Genomic DNA, 21036 nt, shown 5'->3' with positions numbered 1-21036 from the left:
ATGCGCTATGAATGACGCAGGCTGACTGGCGTTCGAGAGGCCGAAAGGGCGGCCATTGTCCGGCTTGTGCCCGGCGAGGGCAAGCCGCTGAACGCGCGAATCTGCGCCGGCGGGGTCTCAAGGAATAGCGCAAGCGATAACACAAGCGGCAACCCGGCCGGCGCCCCGCACGGTAACCCGAACGGCAACGCAAGAGGCCCCGCATGAGCGGAGCCTCGAGAAGAGCGCCTGTTGTGGCGCAGACTGGCTATCGGCACAGACTGGCTAGCGGCAGAGACTGGCTAGCGGGTCAGGGTGCCAGCAGTTGCTTGTGCCATTCGCCGTCTTCCGTGTCCAGGCGCTGGTAGCGTACGCGATCGTGCAGGCGCGAGGGCTGCCCCTGCCAGAATTCGATCATTTCCGGCACTACGCGGTAGCCGCCCCAATGCTCCGGACGCGGCACTTCGGTGGTGGCATAGACCTGCTCGAAGCGACCCTGACGCTCGCTGAGCCATTCGCGATCGGGAATCTCGACACTCTGCTGCGAGACCCAGGCGCCCAGCTGGCTCTCCTTGGGGCGTGAGGCGAAGTACTGATCGGAGGTGGCATCCGCGACCTTCTCGACGCTGCCTTCGATACGCACCTGGCGCTCCAGCGCGGGCCACCAGAAGGTCAGCGCGGCGAAGGGCACATTGGCCAGCTCGCTGCCCTTGTGGCTCTGATAGTTGGTATAGAAGATGAAGCCTTCACTGTCGCAGCCCTTGAGCAGCACGATGCGCGCATGCGGCTTGCCCTGGCTGTCGACGGTGGAGAGCGTCATGACATTGGCGTCGTTGTCATCGGCGGACAGGGCGCTGGTCAACCACTCCTGAAACAGCTCGAAGGGTTCCAGCGGTGTGTTCGCAAGGCTCAGGCCATCACCGGAATAGGTTCTGCGCACATCGGCGATATCGCGGTTCATGGTGGGCTCCCTTGATGAATTGCTCATGTAATGACATGACTGTGACCGCTCACGTGCTGGATCGCAAGCCTCAGACACCGCCCAGCTGCAGCCACGCCATGTAAAGCCCGGTACCGACGGCAATCGAGAGCAGCGCATTGCGTCGCCACAGATGCAGTCCCGCCACGCAGAGGGCCGCGACCAGCATGCCGGCGCCCTCGGCGCTTACGAGCCAGCTTTGCCAGGCCGAGATGTGGTGCGCAGACTCTGACATGTCAGGCAGTTGCATGGCCGACAGCGAGACGATGATCAGCACGACCATGACGATGGCCGGCAGATAGCGGCCCATATGCAGAATCAGCGGATGGGCCGAATGGCGGGACAGGAACACGAAGGGCAGCGCGCGCGTGGCGAAGGTCGCGCCGGCTGACACGGCGATCAACAGCAAGGCCTGCAGGGTCGTCATGGGGTGGTGTGCTCCGAGGCTTGATTGTGTTCAGTCCGGCGCGCGCCAGGCTTGCCGTGTGGGGGATGATCGTCACGCGGGGCAGGCGTGACGTGTGGCTGTTGTTTGCCACGCTGGTAATGATACTGCCCGAGCAGGAGGGCGCAGGCTGCCGCGATGCTGCCCAGCAACAGCTGATCTTCCGGCAGCAGCCACAGGCCCGCGAGCGTGACCAGCAGGCCGAGCATGAAGGGCCAGCGCTCGCGCAGGGCGAACCATTGTTCGATGCCCAGCACCACGAACAGCGCCGTCAACGCGAACTCGATGCCGCTGCTGTCAAAGCTGAGCTGTCCGGCTGCCAGACCCAGCAGCGTCCCCAGTACCCACCAGGATTGGTTGAGGAAGGTGATGCGCAACATCAGGCGCTGGTCATCACGGCGCGCCACGGGATCATCGCGTTCGCCGCTGCGTGGCAGGCTGGCCAGCAGCGAGTAGGTTTCATCGGTCAGCCCGAAGATGAGATAGAGCTTGCCAAGCCCCGCCGCGCGGAAGCGCTCCAGCAGCGACAGGCCGTAGAAGAGGTGGCGCGAATTGAGCAGCAGAGTGGCCACAAAGACCTCGGTGATGCCGGCGCCCGCACCGAGCAGCGCTACCGCCAGGAACTGGCCGGCCCCGGCCAGGATGACCAGTGACATCAAAAGGCCCAGCCAGGGGCTCAACGGCAGCTGGGTGAACAGCACGCCGAAGGCAGCGCCCAGCGGGATATAGCCGAACATCACCGGCAGGGTCTTGTTGAGTGCCTGTTGCCATAGGTGACGACTGCTGACTGGCTGCCGGGGAGGCGAGCCCGCACAGGTGGTGTCGTCCCGGGAGGCGTGCGAGGTACCGGCCGTGGAAGGCGATGACATGGCGAGAGTTCCGTTCTGCGCAGGCGGGGTGAAGACGGGCGACACATGCCGGGAGCCTTCAAGAGGCCGAGACCCGGTAAGCCGCAGGCAATCTACGCAGCATATAATGTCATCAAGCGTCAGGCGATGCTGCCAAGGTGGCAGCTGGCAGTGGAAAGTGCTGAATCAGCGCTTCATTGCTGATATTTCACATGTCTCATGGCGGCACGGCCGATTGATTTGCCGTGAGCCGCCAGACCGAGTCCACCTATACTGGCCTGTAGTCGCTCGTTGGCTGCCTATCGCTGCCTGATCACGTGTCGTGCCATCAAAGGTTCATTCGCTGAGGGAGTCATCAGGATGAGTTCGAACCGATTCCGCAAGTCCTCGTCTGAGACGGTGCTTCATGATCAGGGTGAGCCTTCGCCGCTGCGCAGTGTCGTGATCTGGGGGCTGGCCATCCGGCTGTTTCACCTGCTGCTGATTCTGGCGATCATCGGCATGTGGTACACCGCCGAGGTGGGCGCAGGACTCGATTTTCCGATGGTCTGGCACGCACGGTTGGGATATTGCGTGATCGGGCTGGTGGCGTTTCGCGTCATCTGGGGGCTGGTGGGCAGCGGGCATGCTCGCTTCAGCCGCTTCGTGGCGTCACCGCGCACGACCTGGCGCTACGCCGCTGACTTTCTGGCGGGACGCGCGCCACGCCATGCAGGCCACAATCGCCTGGGTGGCTGGATGACGCTGGCCATGTTGCTGGTGCTGGCGATTCAGGCCTCGAGCGGGCTGTTTCTCACCGATGATCTGCTGTTCGAAGGGCCCCTGCATGATCGGGTCCCAGCGAGTGTCGCCGAGGGGCTGGCCTGGGTGCATCACACCAATATCACGCTGCTGTGGGGGCTGATCGCCCTGCATCTGATGGCCATCGTCTGGCATGGCCTGCGCGGTGAGTGGCTGATCTGGGCGATGGTGCATGGCCGCAAGCATTTCAGGCGCGATGAATCGGTAGTGGATGAGGGCGAGCCAGTGCCACCTTTACGCCCACGCAGGAGGCTCGCGCTGGGGTTGGCGATCGGCATTGCCGTTCTGGTCATCTGGCAGGGGGCGCAGTTGCCGTAAGCTCTGCTCGCTTTCACTCATGCTTTCGCTATGACTTTTACTCTCACTTTCGCCCTCATGTATGCCAAGACGCAAAAGCGCCGCCACGAGCAATCTCATGGCGGCGCTTTTGCGTCTTGACGGAGCTTTGGCTATATCAGTCAGCGCGATACTGCTGATGACAGCCCTTGCAGGTCTTGGCTGTCTCGACGAACTGGCTGCGCAGGGCATCAAGGTCCTGACTGGCGGCGGCGTCAGCCAATGCCCGGCTCTGGGTCATCAGCGCCTCGGCACGCTTGTCGAAGCCTGCACGGTCGCTCTCTATCTTGCTCAGCGCGTCGGTATCACCGTCATAGGAACCGGCGATGAAGCCCTCCCATGGCATCTGAGCCAACAGCGCCAGTCGCTCGGCGCGGGTGCGAAACTCCTCGGCATCATAGTCCTGCTTGCCCTTGACCATCGCACCCATCGGACTGAACTGCCACGCCAGCGTCTGGAAGACTGCCTGGCGATACTGGATGGCATCTTCCGTCTTGTCAGCCAGTGCCGCTGGCGACGCCAACAGGCTGGCAAGCACCACGCCAGCCGCCAGCACGCCAGTGGTCAGGCGGTTGCGCGATACGCCCGCAGGGCGCGGAAAAGACAAGTGTGTTGTCAGGCCGATCATGGCAAAGCCTCGCTGTAATCAACTCGCAAAGCCGATACAGCATGGGCGGCTCGCGATGGTTGAGGAGACACGCTGGGAAAAGCAGTGGGTAGCGGCGGGGTAAGTGGCAAGCCGCCGTGGGAGGGCGCAAACCGATACCCGCCATTCTAGTCGGCTATTTTACGGCTATTCTAGTCGCCTATTTTAGTCGGCTATTCTAGCCGCCAATTTTAGTCGATTATGGCGCGACGAGAAGGGCGGGCAATGGAGAGGCCAGGGCTTGATCAGGCCTGCGGCTGACGCTTGAGGTTGCGCGAGCGGAAACGGGCGTAAGCCATGCTGGAAATGAACAGCCCCAGTGCCGCCAGTGCTTCCAGAACGCCGATGACGGCGTGGCCAGGCACACCGGCCAGCATCACGCCCTGCATGATGTAGAGCAGGCTGACGAAGGCCAGCCAGACATGGCCACGTGCCCGGCGGGTGAAGATGGCGGGCAGGAATAGTGCGATGGGCAGCAGACGGATCAACAGCGGCAGCAGGCCGCTGTTCTCGCTCTGCGCCATTAGCTGAATGCCGCCGATCAGCAGCAGCAGGGCGACGGCCGCAAAACTTGCGATCACACCGCGACGGCTCTTGGCTTCGAGCGTGTCGAGGCCCTGCTCACGTTCCAGTCGTTCAAGCCAGGCGCGCATCTATTTCGTCTCCCTGAGAGGTTGCATGGCAAGGGCCAGGCGAGCGATACGCTTGCCTTGCGCCAGTGCCAGGCGCTGTTCGTTGTCATCGACATCGTTGTCGCCACGCTTGCCGCTGACGTGGGTCGTGCCGTAGGGCGTGCCGCCCTGGGTGGTCTCGAGCAACTCGGTGGCGCTGTAGGGCACACCGGCATACACCATGCCATGATGCAGCAGCGGGATCAGCATGGTGATCAGCGTGGTTTCCTGACCGCCATGCAGAGAGCTTGAGGCGCTGAAGGCGGTGGCAGGCTTGTCGATCAAGGCGCCGTTCATCCACAGCTCGCTGGTGGAGTCCAGGAAGTACTTGAGCGGCGCCGCCATGTTGCCGAAGCGGGTCGGACTGCCCAGCGCGAGGCCCGAACAGTGACGCAGGTCGTCCAGCTCGACGTACATGGCCCCGCTGTCGGGGATTTCCGGCTCGGTCTGCTCGCAGGTGGCCGAGATCTCGGGCACCCGGCGCAGGCGTGCCTCGACACCGCTGATGGACTCGATGCCGGCGGCGATCTGCTCGGCCAGCGTGCGGGTCGCACCATGGCGCGAGTAATAGAGGACGAGGACGTACGGCGTCGCGTCGGGGGTCGTTGCGGACATGAGCTTCCTCAGGTGGATGACAATCTATCGAAAGGGGCAAGCGGGGCTTGCGTGAGCACACTCTGTCATCAGGGGATCAGGCGTCGCTCAACAGCACCAGCACATCTTCGGGCGGGCGACCGATGACGGCACGGGTGCCATCATCGAGAATCGGCCGCTGCATCAATTTCGGCGTTGCGGCAATCGCGTCAAGGCGTTGCGCATCGCTGGGGTCTACAAGGCCCAGCGCCTTCCACTCGGCTTCGTTCTCGCGGGTCAGAGCCCGCGCCCCGCCTTCCACTCGGGCGGCCAGGGCCTCGAGCTGCTCACGATCGAGGGGGTCTTCCAGGTAGCGGACGGTCTCGAAGGCATCGCCCTCGAGGCGCGCGGTCAAAAGCGCCAGTGTTTCCCGTGACTTGGAGCAGCGTGGGTTATGGTAGAGTTTCAATATTGACATGACTGTCTCCGTTTCCGGACAGGTGATGGGTTTCACGCAAGCGCTACTGGCCATGGCCGGCGGTGGCGAATGAATCAGGAACGCATTGTAGAGGGGCGCACAAGAATGCCACAACTGCCAGGGATCTCGCGGGTCATGCCCGCCATCGGCGTCATCCTCAAGCTGGTATCACGTTTCAACTATCACGACGGCAAGAAGACCGCGTCGGCACTGACCTATACGACGCTGTTCGCCATCGTGCCCTTGATGACGGTCATCTATGCGATGTTCGCCGTCATTCCGAGTTTCGACGGCGTGGGCGATCAACTGCAGACCACGGTGTTCTCCCAGTTTCTGCCCTCGACCGGCGCCACGGTGCTCGAGTATCTCAACGAGTTCTCCGGTCAGGCGCGCAATCTGACCTCGGTGGGTCTGATCTTCCTGTTCGTGACCTCGGTGATGATGATGATCACCATCGAAGGCGCCTTCAATGCCATCTGGCAGGTGCCGGAAGGGCGCAAGGGACTGTCGAGCTTCCTGATGTACTGGGCCGTCCTGACGCTGGGGCCGCTGATGCTGGGCTCGGGCTTTCTGCTGTCGTCCTTTCTGACCTCGCTGTCCTTCTTCGACTCGGCCGCCGAGATGCTGGGCGGCAAGGCACTGTTGCTGCGTCTGTTGCCGCCGCTGTTGAGCGCTGCGGCCTTCACCTTCATCTATGCCGCGGTGCCCAACTGCAAGGTTCGCCTGCGTGACGCCGCGGTCGGCGCGCTGACCACGGCGCTGGCGCTGGAGCTGGCCAAGGCGGGCTTCTCGCTCTACGTGACGCATTTCCCGTCCTATCAGGCCATCTACGGCGCCTTCGCGGCCGTTCCGCTCTTCCTGCTGTGGGTGTTCCTGTCCTGGTGCATCGTGCTGCTGGGGGCGGAAGTCGCGGCCTGGATGGGCGAGCGCTCCAATGCTGACTGGCATCGCTGGCCACCGTTCTGGCAGACCCTCGGTGCCGTGATGCTGCTCAAGGATGCCCATGAACGCGGTGAGCCGCTGTCCGATGATCGACTCACGGAAGTGCTGGGCAGTCGTTACCGTCGTGTGCTCAAGCCGCTGATCGCCGAGAACATCGCCAGCCAGACCCAGGATGGCCAATGGGTGCTCGGGCGTGATCTCAGTCATTACTCGCTGTGGGAGATGGCGCACGCCTTGCCGTGGGAACTGCCGGCCGGCGAGGCGGGCGAAGCGCCGCATCCGCGCCTGGAACCCCTGCGTGAGGCGCTGGCGCGTGCGCGTGCCGCCGAGAAGGAGCGCATGACCTGCGGTCTGGTCGAGGTGCTGCCCAGTGTCGGTGAGGTGGGTGATGAGGCCATGACTCAGGAGGAAAAAGACCCGCAAGATCCGCGACTTGCGACTTCCTGAGCGGCACAGGAACGTGATTGCAAGGTGACAGCCTGAAGCCGAATGGGCAGAATGCGCACCCTGTGCCGTCTGCTCATCCCGACGGGGGTTGAGGCGGATGCCGATGCCCCGATATCGAAAGCGATGACGGCAATGAAAAGGCCCGACACCTGTTCGGGCCTTTTCCTTTGTCTCTCGCACATCAACCGGAACCGCTCGCCTGCCTTGCCGCAATTCGGCCTGCACGCTGGAGAGCCAGGGTGAGGAGTGAGCGAGGTAAGGGTGAGGCGTGGTCGAGGCATGAATGAGACAGGTCAGCTGGCAGCGGCTCGCCGGGCAGACACGCAAGTGAAAGGTTGGCATGCCAGACTGGCGACGGCGCCTTTCCGCTGTCTGATGTGACCTTTGCGCGACCTGCGCGCCAGCGCCAAAGCGAGCGGCGAGAGCTGGCAGTCAGCCGGTGGCCAGGCACGATGGAATTGACGATGTGGCGTGCCAGTCCCTGGCGCGCCTGACATGCATGAGGGTGCCGTTCGCGACGCCCGCTGGAGGTGACAACCCGCCGATGAAAAGCTCTGCTCCTGAGAAGGCCCCGCTGGTCAAGCTGCGTGGCATTTCCAAGACCTTTGGTGATCGCAAGGTGTTGGACAGCCTTGACCTGGATTTGAACGATGGTGAGTTCGTCACGCTGCTGGGCCCGTCCGGTTGCGGCAAGACCACCGTGCTGAGAATGATCGCCGGCTTCGAATCGCCGGATAGCGGCACCATCACGCTCGAGTCGACGGCCTTGCATGAGCGTCCCGCTCACCAGCGCCCGGTCAATACCGTCTTCCAGAGCTATGCGCTGTTTCCGCACATGAACCTCTACGACAACGTGGCCTTCGGGCTGCGCATGGAAAAGGTCGCCAAGGCCGAGATTCATGAGCGGGTGCGCGAAGCGCTGGAGATGGTGCAACTGGCCCATCTGTCGGACCGCCGCCCGGACCAGCTCTCCGGCGGGCAGCAGCAGCGCATCGCGATTGCCCGCGCCGTGGTCAAGCGTCCCCGCGTCCTGCTGCTCGATGAGCCGCTCTCGGCGCTGGATTACAAGCTGCGCAAGCAGATGCAGAACGAGCTCAAGCGCCTGCAGCGTCGCCTAGGCATCACCTTCGTGTTCGTCACCCACGATCAGGAAGAGGCGCTGTCGATGTCCGATCGCGTGGTGGTGATGCGCGAAGGCGGTATCGAGCAGATCGGTACGCCGCGTGAGGTCTATGAATCGCCGAGCACGCTGTTCGTGGCGCGCTTCGTCGGTGAGATCAACCAGCTGGCGGCGCAGGTCGTGCGCCCCGCGGCGACGGCCGGGCGCATCGAGATCACGCTGCTCGGTCAGACGCTGGAACTCAGCAGCCATGGTCGCACCTATCAGGGCGGAGAGGCGGTGCAGGTGTTGCTGCGCCCGGAAGACATGCGACTCAAGGGCGCCGAGGACAGCGAAGGTTTCCCGGCGCGCGTCATCGAGCGCAACTACAAGGGCATGACCCTGGACACGGTGCTGGAGCTGGACAGCGGTCAGCAGTTGTTGGCCAGCGAGTTCTTCGACGAGGATGACCCTGACTTCGATTACCGCCTCGGCGAGCGCGTGCGCGTCAGCTGGGTACCGGACTGGGAGATCATCCTGCCCGATGATGAGCCGGCCGTGACGGGGGCGGGTGCATGAGTCTGGTGCGCAATCCCTTCAAGACCGCCACCCTGACCATCATCTGGGGCTGGCTGATCGTGCTGGTGCTGGCCCCGACGCTGCTGGTGGTGCTGGTCAGTCTGATGCCGGAAAACACCGGCCAGCTGCTGGGCGGTGAGCTGTCGTTGAGCACGCTGTGGCAGGGCTTTCTGACCAACTATGGTCAGATGATCAGCCCTGTGTACCTGAGCGTCTTTGGCCACTCGCTGTGGATCGGCCTGATCACGACGCTGATCTGTCTGCTGCTCGGCTATCCCTTCGCGTGGATGATCTCGCGGGCCAGCCCGCGCCTGCAGCCCTTGCTGTTGCTGTTGGTGATCATTCCGTTCTGGACCAACTCGCTGATCCGCATCTACGCCCTGCGCACGCTGATCGCGACGCGCGGGCTGCTCAACGATTTGCTGATGAATCTGGGCCTGATCGATGCGCCGCTGCGCCTGCTGTATACCGAGGAGGCGGTGATTGTGGGACTGGTCTACATGCTGCTGCCGTTCATGATTCTGCCGCTGTACGCCGTCTTCGAGCAATTGAGTCGCCCGACGCTGGAGGCGGCGAGGGACCTGGGCGCCAATGGCCTGGCCACCTTCCGACATATCGTGCTGCCACTGACCATGCCGGGCATCATCGCGGGCGTGTTGCTGGTGTTCCTGCCAGCGATGGGCATGTTCTATGTCTCGGACCTGCTGGGCGGCTCACGCCATCCGCTGATCGGCAACATCATCAAGGGCCAGTTTCTGGAGGCCAACAACTGGACCTTCGGCGCAGCGATCAGCGTGATGCTGACGCTGGTGATGGCATTCCTGCTGCTGGCCTATTACCGCAGCGTCAAGCTCTTCAAGCGTGAGGTGACCCTATGAAGGCGAGCGCCGCGCTGCGTTGGTTCAGCCGCTGTTATCTGACGCTGATCTTCACGCTGTTATATGTGCCGATCCTGGTATTGATCGGCATCTCGTTCAATGATTCACGCAATCCCTTCGTATGGGGCGGCTTCAGCCTGCGTTGGTACGACAAGCTGCTGGGCAATGGCAATCTGATGGAGGCTGCGCTCAATACGCTGTGGCTCGGGGTGACGGCGGCGACGCTGGCGACCCTGATCGGCACGCTGACGGCCACCGCGCTTTATCGCTATCGCTTTCGTGGCAAGCCGCTGCTCAATGGCATGCTGTTCACGGTGATGATGATGCCGGACATCGTGATGGCGATCGCCTTCCTGGCGCTATTCATTGCGTTGGGGATCCAGCTGGGCTATTTCTCGCTGCTGGTCTCGCACGCCACCTTCTGTCTGCCGTTCGTGGTGATCACCGTCTATTCCCGCCTGACGGGCATCAACCCGCAGTTGCTGGAAGCGGCGCGTGATCTCGGCGCCAGTGAAGCCCGCGCCGTCTGGCACGTGCTGGTACCGGCGCTGATGCCGGCGATCGCTTCCGGCTGGCTGCTGAGCTTTACCCTGTCGCTGGATGATGTGGTGATCTCGACCTTCGTCACCGGCCCGACGTTCGAGGTGCTGCCATTGCGGATCTACTCGATGGTGCGACTGGGGCTCAAACCTGAAGTGAATGCATTGGCAACCCTGCTGTTGGGGCTGTCGCTCTGTCTGCTGTTGATTTCACAGTTGTTGCTCAAGGAGAAAAAATAACATGCAAGGTACCCGTTTCCCGCTGCGCGCCGCTGGCCTGATGGCTGCCGTCAGCCTGGCTTCCGTGGCCACATCCGCCCCCGTACTGGCTGCGGATGACAGCGACAAGGTCCTCTACGTCTACAACTGGACCGAGTACATGCCCGATGAGGTCATCGAGCGCTTCGAAGAGCAGACCGGTATCGATGTCGTCTATTCCACCTTCGATTCCAACGAAGCGATGTACGCCAAGCTCAAGCTGCTGAACAGCGACAACAGCTACGACCTCGTCTTCCCGTCAACCTACTACATCGACAAGATGGCGCGTGAAGGCCTGCTGCAGAAGCTGGATGTCAGCAAGCTCGATCATTTCGAGGACCTCGACCCCAACCTGGTCGATCGTGACTTCGACAAGGGCAACCAGTACAGCGTGCCTTACATGTGGGGCAGTGCCGGTATCGGTTACAACCCGGACTATGTCGAAGAGGGCGCGCTGACCAGCTGGAACGATCTGTGGAACGACAAGTATCGTGACAAGCTGCTGCTCTCCAACGACATGCGCGAAGTCTTCCATGTCGCGCTGGCAAGCCTCGGCTTCAGTGGCAACACCACGGACCCGGACGAGATCAAGGCGGCTTACGAGAAGCTGACCCAGTTGATGCCCAACGTGCGCGCCTTCAACTCCGATGCGGCGCGCGTGCCCTTCATGCAGGGCGAGGTCGATGCCGGCCTGATCTGGAACGGTGAGGTCTATCAGGCCAACCAGGAAGGCGTGCCGGTCGAGTATGTCTATCCCGAGGAAGGCATCATCCTGTGGATGGACACCATGGCGATTCCGTCCAACGCGCGTCACGTCGATGCGGCCTATCAGTTCATCGATTACCTGATCAGCCCGGAAGTCAGCAAGGAAATCAGCGAGTACGTGGGTTACACCACGCCGAGCCTGGCGGCGAAGAACATGATGGCCCCGGAAGTGCGTGACAATTCGGTGGTCTTCCCGACTCAACTGGATCTCGCCCGTGGCGAATTCCAGACCGATGTCGGCGATGCGCTGTCTATCTATCAGAAGTACTGGGAGCAGCTCAAGACCGGGCATTGATCGGTGCTTGAATCGTGATGACGCAAGAAATCACGTCAGCGACTTGAGCTGAACCGACGCCCCGAGGCATGCTCTGTCTCGGGGCGTCGTCGTTTGTCGACCTTGACTGCGCGCTCCACGTAATTGACACGTCCTGGTGAAGACTGGAGGGTGCCATGTCACGTTTTTCCCCTGCAATGATGTCGGCGGCGCATGCCCGTGAGTTGAGCAGTGCCGAGGCGGATGATCTGTTCAGTCGTGAGATGCAAGGCGTTGCTCCTCTGACGCGCGGCAAGGACCGCGCCGATGTCACCACGGCCCGCAAGGGCCCCAGCGAGGCTCAGCTGGCACGGCGTGAAGACGCGCAGAAGACCTTGGGCAACGAGCTGGACGGGCTGTCCGACAGCTACGTGGAGCATCTCTCGCCGCATGACCCGGTCGAGTTTCGCCGCGATGGCATCCAGACCGGTGTGCTGGAGCGCTTGCGCCAGGGCGGTTACCCACCCGAGGCGCAACTCAATCTGATGCGTCGTCCGCTCATCGAGTGTCGCCGTGAGGTGCATCGCTTCATCCAGGACGCCTGGCGCAGCGAGTTGCGCTGTCTGCTGGTGATTCATGGCAAGGGGCGTGACAGCGAATCGCATGCCGCCTTGATTCGTGCCTACCTGGTGCACTGGCTGGAGCAGATGCCCGAGGTGCAGGCCTGGAGCAGTGCCACACCGCGCCACGGTGGGTTGGGGGCGACGCTGGTGATGCTGCGCAAATCCCGCTCAGCGCGTGACAACAACCGCGAACGGCATCAGAAGCGGCGCGGCTGATCGCCACGAGCCGCAAACCCCGCAAGCAGCCAAATCAGACAACTGAAAGCCGACAATGGATACAAGAAAGCCCCGCCAGACCGCGATTGTCGCGAGCTGGCGGGGCTTTTTCATGCTCATGGTTTTCAGTTCTCGGATCTCAGCCTTGACCTGAGAGCCATGAACTCCAGCGAAGCCTCATGCCTCGGGCTGACTATTGCACGCTGTAACCGCGACCGGTGAAGCAGGCACTCAGCGCGCGGCGATAGGTGTCTGCGTTGCTGGCGGTCACGGGCGGCGCCGCGGAATTGGCTTCGGCGCCACTTTGCTGATTGGCCCAGCGATGGCACTCATAGCGATCACGCGCTTGCTGGTCTTCGCTCTGGCCCTTGGTGGGGTAGGCGATGACATCGACCGCCGCGGCCGTGAGTGTCGCCTGAGCGGGGGCCTGGACGGGCAGGTATTGCTGTTGACTCTCTTCCCACAGGTAATAGGTGCCCGCCGCCAGGTAATACAGCGTAGCGCCCACCCAGACACCGCGCGCCCCTGCGGGCAGACCATGACCGTACCCCGGGCCACCCGGAGCCCAGCGAATCAGACGACCGGGCTCACCATGCCGGATCACGATGTCGGGGCCTATGTAGCCCGGCCCGTCGAAGCGGCCATGCCCCGGGCCCGCCATGGCGGACGTGGTCGGCAGGGCACTCAACAGAGCGAGAGACAGCGCGAGCGCGCGCAAGGGGCCCTTGCCGGAATGATGGTTGCGACTCATGCGTATACTCCTATGTGACCAGCATGGCTTTTGAGTGTGCCGATGGCGTTGGGTGCCAGCGTGCAAGCATCAAGAAAACAAGGGTAAGCGGATTAAATGGTTGATCTTACCTTTGCATGAGAGTGAGACAGACCGGCATCTCATCGGATTATCTGGTTGATGCTTCACCTACTGCTGGTGCATGTTTCCTTCGCTAATTCCAGCAAGAACCCCACACGCCTCAACTTCCCGGTCATCGTTGCAACTCGCTCTCAGTGAAACGAGTTGTTTCTCAAGCGCTTGCAGAGCGGTTATCTGCGACCGCACATGAGAGATGTGATCATCGAGCAAGGTGTTGACGGCGGTACAAGGCTGATGAGGGTCGTCCTGATAGCTCTGTAGTTCGTGAATCTCAGCCAGTGACAGGCCCAGGATTCTGCAGCGACGGATGAAGGCCAGCCCCTCACCATGCTTCTCGGTATAGACACGGTAACCGTTGTCCTGCCGATCAGGCGGCGGCAACAAGCCCTGCTGTTCATAGAAGCGGATCGTCTGTGTTTCGACCCCTACCAACTGCGCCAACTGACCAATGCGCATCAGCCTCCTCCCCAACGGATTCTTTACTCTATTGACCTTATAGTAGCTTTATAGTTTTAAATGGTACCACAACATTGTTCAAGTGGAGTCGTATCATGAGCAAATCCTGTGGTGGCGCCTGTGGCGGTGATGCAACGTCCGCAGCGGATACCGATATACAGGCCTCCTCCGAGGCGCCAGGGAGATGGGTCAGTGTTTATGCCGTGCCGAAGATGGACTGTCCATCAGAAGAACGAATGATTCGCCTAGCCCTGAACGGCTTTGAGGAGATTCGGGCGCTGTCCTTCGACTTGTCGAACCGCCGGCTGAAGGTCGTGCATGACGGCGAGGTCGAGCCCGTCACCTCGAAACTGAAGACCTTGGGGCTAGGCGCCTCGCTTCAGGAAACCGTCGCTGCAAATCCGGAGACCATCAAGGCCGCCGAGTTTTCGGCAGCTTCTGCTAAGCAAGAATCCGGGACCCTGCGCTGGTTGCTCGGCATCAATGCACTTCTGTTCGTGGTGGAAATGACTGCCGGTCTGATCGCCCGGTCCACCGGCCTGATTGGAGAATCCCTGGACAATTTTGCCGATGCGGCGGTGTACGGGCTTGCCCTTTATGCGGTTGGACATAGCGTGAAAATGCAGGTACGTGCCGCGCATCTTGCTGGTGTACTGCAACTGATCTTGGCTGTGGGCGTGCTCGTAGAGGTGGTGAGACGCTTTGTATTCGGTAGTGAGCCTGAATCGCTGGTGATGATGGCTATCGCATTCGTCGCATTGATTGCCAATACCAGTTGTCTGCTGCTCATATCCAAACATCGGGAAGGCGGGGCGCACATGAAGGCAAGCTGGATATTCTCGGCCAACGACGTGGTGATCAACCTGGGGGTCATCACCGCCGGCGCCCTGGTCGCGTGGACCGGTTCCAATTATCCGGATCTGATTATCGGCACCATCGCGGGGGGCATTGTACTTAACGGTGCCAGACGCATTTTGGCGTTGAAGGGTTAAATAATGCTCATTATTGGCAAAAAGCTCTCGCCGTATGCCCTATTGTCCATATCGGGCCTGCTGGCAGCGTCTGATCAGGCTGTAAAGTGGCTGGTGCAGCAATCAATGGCCTATGGCGAGTATGTTTCGGTGACCCCGTTCTTTAACTGGGTGCACCTATGGAACACCGGTGCCGCATTCAGTCTTTTTGCGAATGGTGGAGGCTGGCAGCGCTACTTTTTTATCGGAATCGCGGTAGTGGTCTCGATTTTTCTGATCAAGCTGATCCTTGAAAATCGTCATAAAGGAGAAGCCATCGCTTACAGTCTTATCCTCGGTGGCGCCATGGGCAACCTGATTGACCGGGTCTTTCGCGGCTATGTTGTGGATTCCTTTGATTTCTATTGGCGAGACTGGCATTGGCCGGCCTTCAACCTGGCTGATATTGCAATTGTCCTCGGTGCCTTACTTTTCGTTTCCAGCAGCTTGTTGGGTAAAAAAGCAAACACCAATGCCGAGTCGGATGGATCTGACTGACACCTACGCCTATACAACATCATGACCGAACTTCCCGACAACATCCTTCACCTGCCGCAATACCAAGTACTGGGCTGCAAATCAACCGACGACGAAATGCACTTCCAGGTGGACGTGCCCGATCCCATCGCCTGCGAGGAATGCGGCGTGCAGGGTGAGTTCGTACGGTTCGGCAAGCGTGACGTTCCCTATCGTGATCTGCCCATCCACGGCAAGCGGGTCACTCTCTGGGTGGTCCGCCGCCGATACACCTGCCGGGCCTGCAAGACAACATTCAGGCCCCAGCTACCGGAGATGGTGGACGGATTCCGTATGACACTGCGGCTGCATGAGTACGTGGAGAAGGAATCCTTCAACCACCCCTACACCTTTGTGGCGGCACAGACCGGCCTGGACGAGAAGACGGTGCGCGACATCTTCAACGCCCGCGCCGAGTTCCTGGGGCGCTGGCACCGCTTCGAGACGCCCCGCATCCTGGGCATTGACGAGCTATACCTGAACAAGCGCTACCGCTGCATTCTGACCAACATTGAGGAGCGAACCCTGCTCGACCTGCTGGCCACCCGCCGCCAGGACGTGGTGACCAACTACCTGATGAAGCTGAAAGACCGGCAGAAGGTCGAGATCGTCAGCATGGACATGTGGAACCCCTACCGGGCAGCGGTCAAGGCTGTGCTGCCCCAGGCCCGTATCGTGGTCGATAAGTTCCATGTGGTGCGCATGGCCAACGATGCCCTAGAGAGAGTGCGCAAGGGCCTCAGAAAGGAGCTGAAACCGTCCCAGAGCCGGACTCTCAAGGGAGACCGGAAAATCCTGCTGAAACGCGCTCACGAAGTCTCAGACCGGGAGCGCCTCATCATGGAGACCTGGACAGGCGCGTTCCCGCAACTGCTGGCCGCCTACGAGCACAAGGAGCGCTTCTACGGCATCTGGGACGCCACCACACGGCTCCAGGCAGAAGCCGCCCTGGACGAGTGGATAGCCACCATCCCGAAGGGCCAAAAGGAAGTCTGGAGCGATCTGGTCAGGGCAGTGGGAAACTGGCGCGAAGAGACCATGACCTACTTCGAGACGGACATGCCCGTCACCAACGCTTACACGGAGTCCATCAACCGACTGGCCAAGGACAAGAACCGTGAAGGGCGCGGTTACTCCTTCGAGGTGATGCGGGCACGAATGCTCTACACCACGAAGCACAAGAAGAAGGCACCGACTGCGAAGGTCTCTCCTTTCTACAAGAAAACCATCGGTTACGGACTGCCGGACTTCGCAGAGGAACTCAACTACGGAGTCGATCTATCAACCATCTGAGGGTGGTATCAGATTGATGGGGTGAAGGTGCCCCATCAACCATTAAATCCGTATACCCGAAAACAAATGACATCCTGCGCCATGTGCTTGCCAGAAAGTTGGACGGTAGTTGGACAAGACATTGGTCATGTAGGCATTAGGTGATATTATCCGCGCGCAATCTGATCATGTTTTTTCATTATAGTGTTGTTTGCCAGCAGAGCGCCGAGACAGCTCGCGGCGTCTCTCCCGGACACTCACAAGGAAATCTCCATGCGCAATACCCCTGCAGCGGGCGGTGGCGAAGCTGCCAGTGCCGAGCCGCGCGCCGGCTTGTTTGCCAAGGTCAACCCGCCGGTCTTCTTCGGCGCGAATGCCATCATCCTGTTATTGGTGATCTTCACCGCGGTGTTCTCGGACACGGCCATGTCGGTGTTTGAATCGGTCCAGCATTGGATCACCAACACCGTGAGCTGGTTCTACATCCTGTGTGTGGCGATCGTGCTGATCTCGGTGGTGTATGTCGGCTTCTCTCGTCATGGCGAGATTCGACTGGGTCCGGACCACTCACTGCCGGACTACAGCAATGTCACCTGGTTCGCGATGCTGTTCTCGGCGGGTATGGGCATCGGTCTGATGTTCTTCGGCGTTGCCGAGCCGGTGATGCACTTCCTCAATCCACCGACGGGCACCCCGGAGCAGGTCGAGACCGCACGTGAAGCGATGAAGCTGACCTTCTTCCACTGGGGGCTGCATGCCTGGTCGATCTACGCCATTGTCGCGCTGATTCTGGCCTACTTCAGCTATCGCCATGACCTGCCGCTGACGCTGCGCAGTGCCTTGTATCCCCTGATCGGCAAGCGCATCTACGGCCCGATCGGCCATGCGGTGGACATCTTCGCCATCGTCGGCACTGTCTGTGGTGTCGCCACCACGCTGGGCTACGGCGTGGCACAGGTCAATGCCGGGCTCTCGCACCTAACCGGCATGCCGAACAATGACTGGACCCAGGTCGCGATCATCGTCGTGATCACCGGCCTTGCCACCATCTCGGTCGTGACCGGCCTGGACAAGGGCATCCGTATCCTGTCCGAGATCAACCTCGGCTTGGCCGTGGTGCTGTTGCTGTTCGTGCTGCTGCTCGGCCCGACCGCCTTCCTGCTCAAGGCGTTCGTCCAGAATTCCGGCTTCTACATGGCCGATATCGTCGGCAAGACCTTCGAGCTCTACGCCTACGAACCCAATGACTGGATCGGTGGCTGGACGCTGCTCTACTGGGGTTGGTGGATGTCCTGGTCTCCGTTCGTCGGCATGTTCATCGCGCGTGTCTCGCGCGGCCGTACCATCCGGGAATTCGTGATCGGCGTGCTGTTCGTACCGGCCGGTTTCACCCTCTTGTGGATGACCATCTTCGGCAACACCGCCATCTCGATGATTCTGGAACAGAACGTCACGGCGCTGGTCGATACCGTCAACGACAACTATTCGCTGGCCCTGTTCACCTTCCTCGAGCAGCTTCCGCTGTCGTCCATCACCTCGATGATCGCGCTGGTGATGGTCATCGTGTTCTTCGTCACCTCGGCGGACTCCGGCTCGATGGTGGTTGACATGCTGGCCTCCGGTGGTCGTGAAGACACCCCGACCTGGCAGCGTATCTACTGGGCCTTCGCGGTGGGTCTTCTGGCTGTCGTGCTGATGCTGGCCGGTGGTCTGGGGGCGCTGCAGACAGCCACCATCGCCACCGCCTTGCCGTTTGGCATGATCCTGCTGGCCGCGATCTTCGGGCTGCTGCGTCAGCTCAATCTCGAGTCCGTCAAGCGCCGCTCCCTGTCGGTCAATACCGCAGCCGCGACGCCGATGGGCGAGAAGGGCAACTGGCGCAAGCGCGCCCAGCACCTGATGAGCTTTCCGACGCGGGCCATGGTACGTGGCTTCCTGCGCGGCACTGTCGTGGAAGGCATGCAGGAGCTGGCTGAAGAACTGCGCGGCCAGGGGCTGGAGGTCGAAGTCACCACTAGCCGTGACCGGGTCTACTTCAATGCGCGCCACGGTGAGGAAGACGACTTCATCTATGGCGTACGCATTCGCTCCCACTTGCGTCCGGACCTCAATCTGGATCAGGAAGACGAGGGCGATGAAGAGGATTACTGTCGTGCCGAAGTCTTCCTCAAGGAAGGCGGTCAGTCCTATGACCTGATGGGCTACAGCAAGGACCAGGTCATCAATGATCTGCTCGAGCAGTACGAGCGTCATATGCATTACCTGCACCAGCTGCGTCTGAGCCAGTCCATCGGTCAATGACCTGACGGGCAGTCAGTGACGCTTCACGCGTCGTCATGATACAGAAGCCCCTTGTGGAGAAATCCGCCAGGGGCTTTTGCCTGTCTGGATGAGGCTCCTTGCGAGAACCGGCCTGGACATTGCCTCTGTCGAAAGACGCAGGAATGGGAGGCCTCTATTTCTCGGCTCAGTCATTAGCTCTGCTTATCCAGGCGACGTCGAGATCTTATTTGTCTCGCAAGCAGGGGGGCTCTAGCATGGATTCTTCCCACAAAATCGCCTATCGGCAGGGGCCTGATGACATGCCGCGGTGTAGTCGCCTGCCAGGGTTCCCGCCCATGACTGACCGAAGGTGAACGCGATCTGCCCGCAATGGCCCCATGACGACTGAGGTTCCTTGAGTCTCGGCATCCGCAGTCATGAACGACGTAACCGCTGTCATGAACGACGGTACCAATGTCACGAACGACGTCAGCGGCATCATGAAACATGACAATAAAAACCTGTCACGAGGTAGGAACATGTTGAAAGGAAAGGAACTGGATGCACTCATCGAGCAGCGAGGTGTCCTGAAGGGGCTCAACTCGACGCTCGGAATCACCGCGATCACCATGACCGTGTTCTTCATTCTCTACGCGATTCTGCTGGGAAAGACGGCCAGTGATCAGTTTCTGGGCATCAAGTCCTGGATAGAGAGCACCCTGGGCTGGTACTACGTGCTGGTGATGTTCTCGACCTTCGTGGTCTGTCTTTACGTGATGTGTTCGCGTGTCGGCAAGATTCGACTGGGGCGTGACGATGAACGGCCCGAGTTCAGCAATTTTGCCTGGTTCTCGATGCTGTTCGGCTGCGGGACCGGCGCGGGCATGCTGTTCTTCTCGATGTCCGAGCCCATGATCCATTTCGCGAGTGACTGGAGCGGCGGCAATCCGTTTCTGAGTGCTGACGTCAAGGCGGCCGTCGCCGCCTTCTTCGAGGCCAAGCAGGCCGCCCTGGCGAGTGGTCTCATGCCGGGCGACGAAGGCTTCCCGGTGCCTGACAGCCGCGTCGCGGAAGCGGCCGCCGGGGGTATCAAGCTCACCGTCTTCCACTGGGGCACGATCGCCTGGGCCATGTACGCCATCGTCGGGCTGTCATTGGCCTATTTCGCCTTCCGCAAGGGCCTGCCGCTTTCGATGCGCTCGGCCCTCTACCCGCTGATCGGCAACCGGATCTACGGGCCCATCGGGCACACCGTCGATATCCTGACCGTGTTCGGTACCATTTTCGGCATCGCCACCACGCTGGGTCTGGGCGTCGAGCAGATCGGCTCCGGCCTGATGTCACTGGGTCTCATCGAAGAGAAGTCTCGCATGGTGACCGTGGTCTCCATCGTGCTGATCAGCGTCATCGCTACCCTGTCAGCGACCAGCGGCGTGGCACGTGGCATCAAGCTGCTTTCCACCTTCAATACCTGGGTCTGCCTCGGCATTCTTGCCTACTTCCTGCTGGTGAGCGACGCCAACTATCTGATCGCGAGCTCCATCACCGCGCTTGGCGATTACCTCACCGATGGCGTCTCGATGACACTGTGGACGGCGCGCACGCCGGACGAGCAAGTGTGGCAGGGCGGCTGGACCATCTTCTACTGGGGCTGGTGGATCGCCTGGGCCGGTTTCGTCGGCATGTTCATTGCCCGTATCTCGCGCGGCCGGACCATCCGGGAATTCATTCTCGGGGTGATGGTCATCCCCTCCATCGTGGCGCTGGTCTGGTTCGGCGTCATCGGCTCGGCGGGCATCCATCAGTCCCTGTATGGGGCCGACATGGGCATCTATACGGCTGCGGTCACCAACTGGGACTACGCCGGCACCCTCTACCACTCGTTCGAGGTGCTCACTCCCGGCATCGCCGCGACCGTGGCCAAGGTGGCAGCGCTGGTCGTGGTGATCATCTTCTTCGTCACGTCTGCGGATTCCGGCACCCTGGTGCTGGGGCGCCTGCTGGCCTTCGGTCGTCGCCCCCCAGTTCAGCAACGCATCATCTGGGGCATGATGCTGGGCGCCGTGACCTTGATCCTGCTGTTGCTGGGGGGCGATCAGGCGCTCAAGTCTCTGCAGGCTGCCTCGATCGCCGGTGCCTTGCCGTTCACCTTCGTGCTGATCGCCATGATGATCGGGCTGTTGAAATCGCTGCGTGAGGACGGCGAAACGATGATCGAGAACGAGGAGCATATCCGCAAGATGATCGAGAACGAGGTCCGCGACCTATCGTGAGTTGCCATGTTCCTGACTACG

The 21036-nt window shown here is 61.0% G+C and carries 21 protein-coding genes; 12 read left to right on the top strand and 9 right to left on the bottom strand.

All coding sequences use genetic code 11. The features are described 5' to 3' along the window. Positions 1-289 precede the first annotated feature (289 nt). The 3 genes from pdxH to MKZ40_RS09100 all read right to left on the bottom strand — a co-directional run bounded on the left by pdxH (position 290) and on the right by MKZ40_RS09100 (position 2272). Complete coding sequence (pdxH, locus tag MKZ40_RS09110; RefSeq protein ID WP_043333565.1) at positions 290-940, bottom strand: pyridoxamine 5'-phosphate oxidase; 651 nt, start codon at positions 938-940, stop codon at positions 290-292. A 70-nt stretch (positions 941-1010) separates the two neighbouring features. Beyond that, the gene (locus MKZ40_RS09105) at positions 1011-1385 is read right to left on the bottom strand and encodes an AzlD domain-containing protein (RefSeq protein ID WP_153635735.1); all 375 of its coding nucleotides are present in this window, start codon (positions 1383-1385) and stop codon (positions 1011-1013) included. Next, on the bottom strand, positions 1382-2272 hold the full coding sequence (locus tag MKZ40_RS09100) for an AzlC family ABC transporter permease (RefSeq protein WP_175088733.1): 891 nt from the start codon (positions 2270-2272) through the stop codon (positions 1382-1384). The genes MKZ40_RS09105 and MKZ40_RS09100 overlap by 4 nt, the downstream gene beginning before the upstream one ends. 339 nt (positions 2273-2611) lie before the next feature. Between MKZ40_RS09100 and MKZ40_RS09095 the strand changes: the two genes are divergently transcribed. After that, positions 2612-3370 carry a cytochrome b/b6 domain-containing protein gene (locus MKZ40_RS09095; protein ID WP_175088734.1) on the top strand — a complete coding sequence of 253 codons (759 nt, stop codon included), beginning with the start codon at positions 2612-2614 and terminating at the stop codon, positions 3368-3370. Positions 3371-3506: 136 nt separating this feature from the next. Here MKZ40_RS09095 and MKZ40_RS09090 read toward each other — a convergent pair whose 3' ends face one another. From MKZ40_RS09090 to MKZ40_RS09075, 4 genes are all read right to left on the bottom strand, one after another. Beyond that, the gene (locus MKZ40_RS09090) at positions 3507-3995 is read right to left on the bottom strand and encodes a cytochrome c (protein WP_172978663.1); all 489 of its coding nucleotides are present in this window, start codon (positions 3993-3995) and stop codon (positions 3507-3509) included. 284 nt (positions 3996-4279) lie between these two features. Then, entirely contained in the window at positions 4280-4687 is a 408-nt protein-coding gene (locus tag MKZ40_RS09085) for a DUF2069 domain-containing protein (protein ID WP_153635739.1), read from the bottom strand. Next, on the bottom strand, positions 4688-5320 hold the full coding sequence (gene wrbA / locus MKZ40_RS09080) for an NAD(P)H:quinone oxidoreductase (RefSeq protein WP_043333572.1): 633 nt from the start codon (positions 5318-5320) through the stop codon (positions 4688-4690). 76 nt (positions 5321-5396) lie between these two features. Next, positions 5397-5756, bottom strand: coding sequence for an arsenate reductase family protein (locus MKZ40_RS09075; RefSeq protein ID WP_043333573.1), 360 nt, complete (start codon positions 5754-5756; stop codon positions 5397-5399). 105 nt (positions 5757-5861) lie between these two features. Here MKZ40_RS09075 and MKZ40_RS09070 point away from each other — a divergent pair, with 105 nt between their 5' ends. The 6 genes from MKZ40_RS09070 (at position 5862) to smrA (ending at position 12355) form a co-directional block, all read left to right on the top strand. Beyond that, entirely contained in the window at positions 5862-7145 is a 1284-nt protein-coding gene (locus MKZ40_RS09070) for a YihY family inner membrane protein (protein ID WP_175088735.1), read from the top strand. 544 nt (positions 7146-7689) lie between these two features. Then, a complete protein-coding gene (gene potA / locus MKZ40_RS09065) occupies positions 7690-8823 on the top strand; it encodes a spermidine/putrescine ABC transporter ATP-binding protein PotA (RefSeq protein ID WP_153635742.1) in 1134 nt (377 codons plus the stop codon). Further along, positions 8820-9701, top strand: a complete 882-nt coding sequence (gene potB / locus MKZ40_RS09060; protein WP_175088736.1) for a spermidine/putrescine ABC transporter permease PotB — start codon at positions 8820-8822, stop codon at positions 9699-9701. Before potA ends, potB begins: the two co-directional genes overlap by 4 nt. Beyond that, complete coding sequence (potC, locus tag MKZ40_RS09055) at positions 9698-10480, top strand: spermidine/putrescine ABC transporter permease PotC (RefSeq protein ID WP_043333579.1); 783 nt, start codon at positions 9698-9700, stop codon at positions 10478-10480. Before potB ends, potC begins: the two co-directional genes overlap by 4 nt. A 1-nt stretch (position 10481) precedes the next feature. Next, positions 10482-11558 (top strand): extracellular solute-binding protein, encoded by a 1077-nt coding sequence (locus MKZ40_RS09050; protein WP_217485804.1) that lies wholly within the window; start codon positions 10482-10484, stop codon positions 11556-11558. Positions 11559-11713: 155 nt separating this feature from the next. Then, complete coding sequence (gene smrA, locus MKZ40_RS09045) at positions 11714-12355, top strand: DNA endonuclease SmrA (protein WP_254627006.1); 642 nt, start codon at positions 11714-11716, stop codon at positions 12353-12355. A 193-nt stretch (positions 12356-12548) separates the two neighbouring features. Here the strand turns inward: smrA and MKZ40_RS09040 are convergent, their stop codons facing one another. Continuing rightward, positions 12549-13106, bottom strand: coding sequence for a hypothetical protein (locus MKZ40_RS09040; protein WP_217485805.1), 558 nt, complete (start codon positions 13104-13106; stop codon positions 12549-12551). A gap of 168 nt (positions 13107-13274) precedes the next feature. Beyond that, a complete protein-coding gene (cadR, locus tag MKZ40_RS09035; protein ID WP_007148576.1) occupies positions 13275-13682 on the bottom strand; it encodes a Cd(II)/Pb(II)-responsive transcriptional regulator in 408 nt (135 codons plus the stop codon). A 95-nt stretch (positions 13683-13777) separates the two neighbouring features. Between cadR and MKZ40_RS09030 the strand changes: the two genes are divergently transcribed. The 5 genes from MKZ40_RS09030 (at position 13778) to MKZ40_RS09010 (ending at position 21015) form a co-directional block, all read left to right on the top strand. After that, positions 13778-14674 carry a cation transporter gene (locus tag MKZ40_RS09030; RefSeq protein ID WP_004364974.1) on the top strand — a complete coding sequence of 299 codons (897 nt, stop codon included), beginning with the start codon at positions 13778-13780 and terminating at the stop codon, positions 14672-14674. A gap of 3 nt (positions 14675-14677) precedes the next feature. Then, a complete protein-coding gene (lspA, locus tag MKZ40_RS09025) occupies positions 14678-15190 on the top strand; it encodes a signal peptidase II (RefSeq protein ID WP_003821921.1) in 513 nt (170 codons plus the stop codon). Between the two features lie 21 nt (positions 15191-15211). Beyond that, positions 15212-16501 carry an ISL3-like element ISPpu12 family transposase gene (locus tag MKZ40_RS09020; protein ID WP_004574636.1) on the top strand — a complete coding sequence of 430 codons (1290 nt, stop codon included), beginning with the start codon at positions 15212-15214 and terminating at the stop codon, positions 16499-16501. 252 nt (positions 16502-16753) lie between these two features. Then, a complete protein-coding gene (gene betT / locus MKZ40_RS09015) occupies positions 16754-18781 on the top strand; it encodes a choline BCCT transporter BetT (RefSeq protein WP_175088737.1) in 2028 nt (675 codons plus the stop codon). 500 nt (positions 18782-19281) lie between these two features. Next, positions 19282-21015 carry a BCCT family transporter gene (locus tag MKZ40_RS09010; protein ID WP_175088738.1) on the top strand — a complete coding sequence of 578 codons (1734 nt, stop codon included), beginning with the start codon at positions 19282-19284 and terminating at the stop codon, positions 21013-21015. The last annotated feature ends 21 nt before the right edge of the window (positions 21016-21036 follow it).

It is taken from the genome of Cobetia sp. BMC6 (genome assembly GCF_029991385.1).
In the GTDB taxonomy this organism is placed as follows: Bacteria; Pseudomonadota; Gammaproteobacteria; order Pseudomonadales; family Halomonadaceae; genus Cobetia.
Note: the sequence above shows the minus strand (reverse complement) of the source record. Positions and strands in the feature narration are given on the sequence as shown.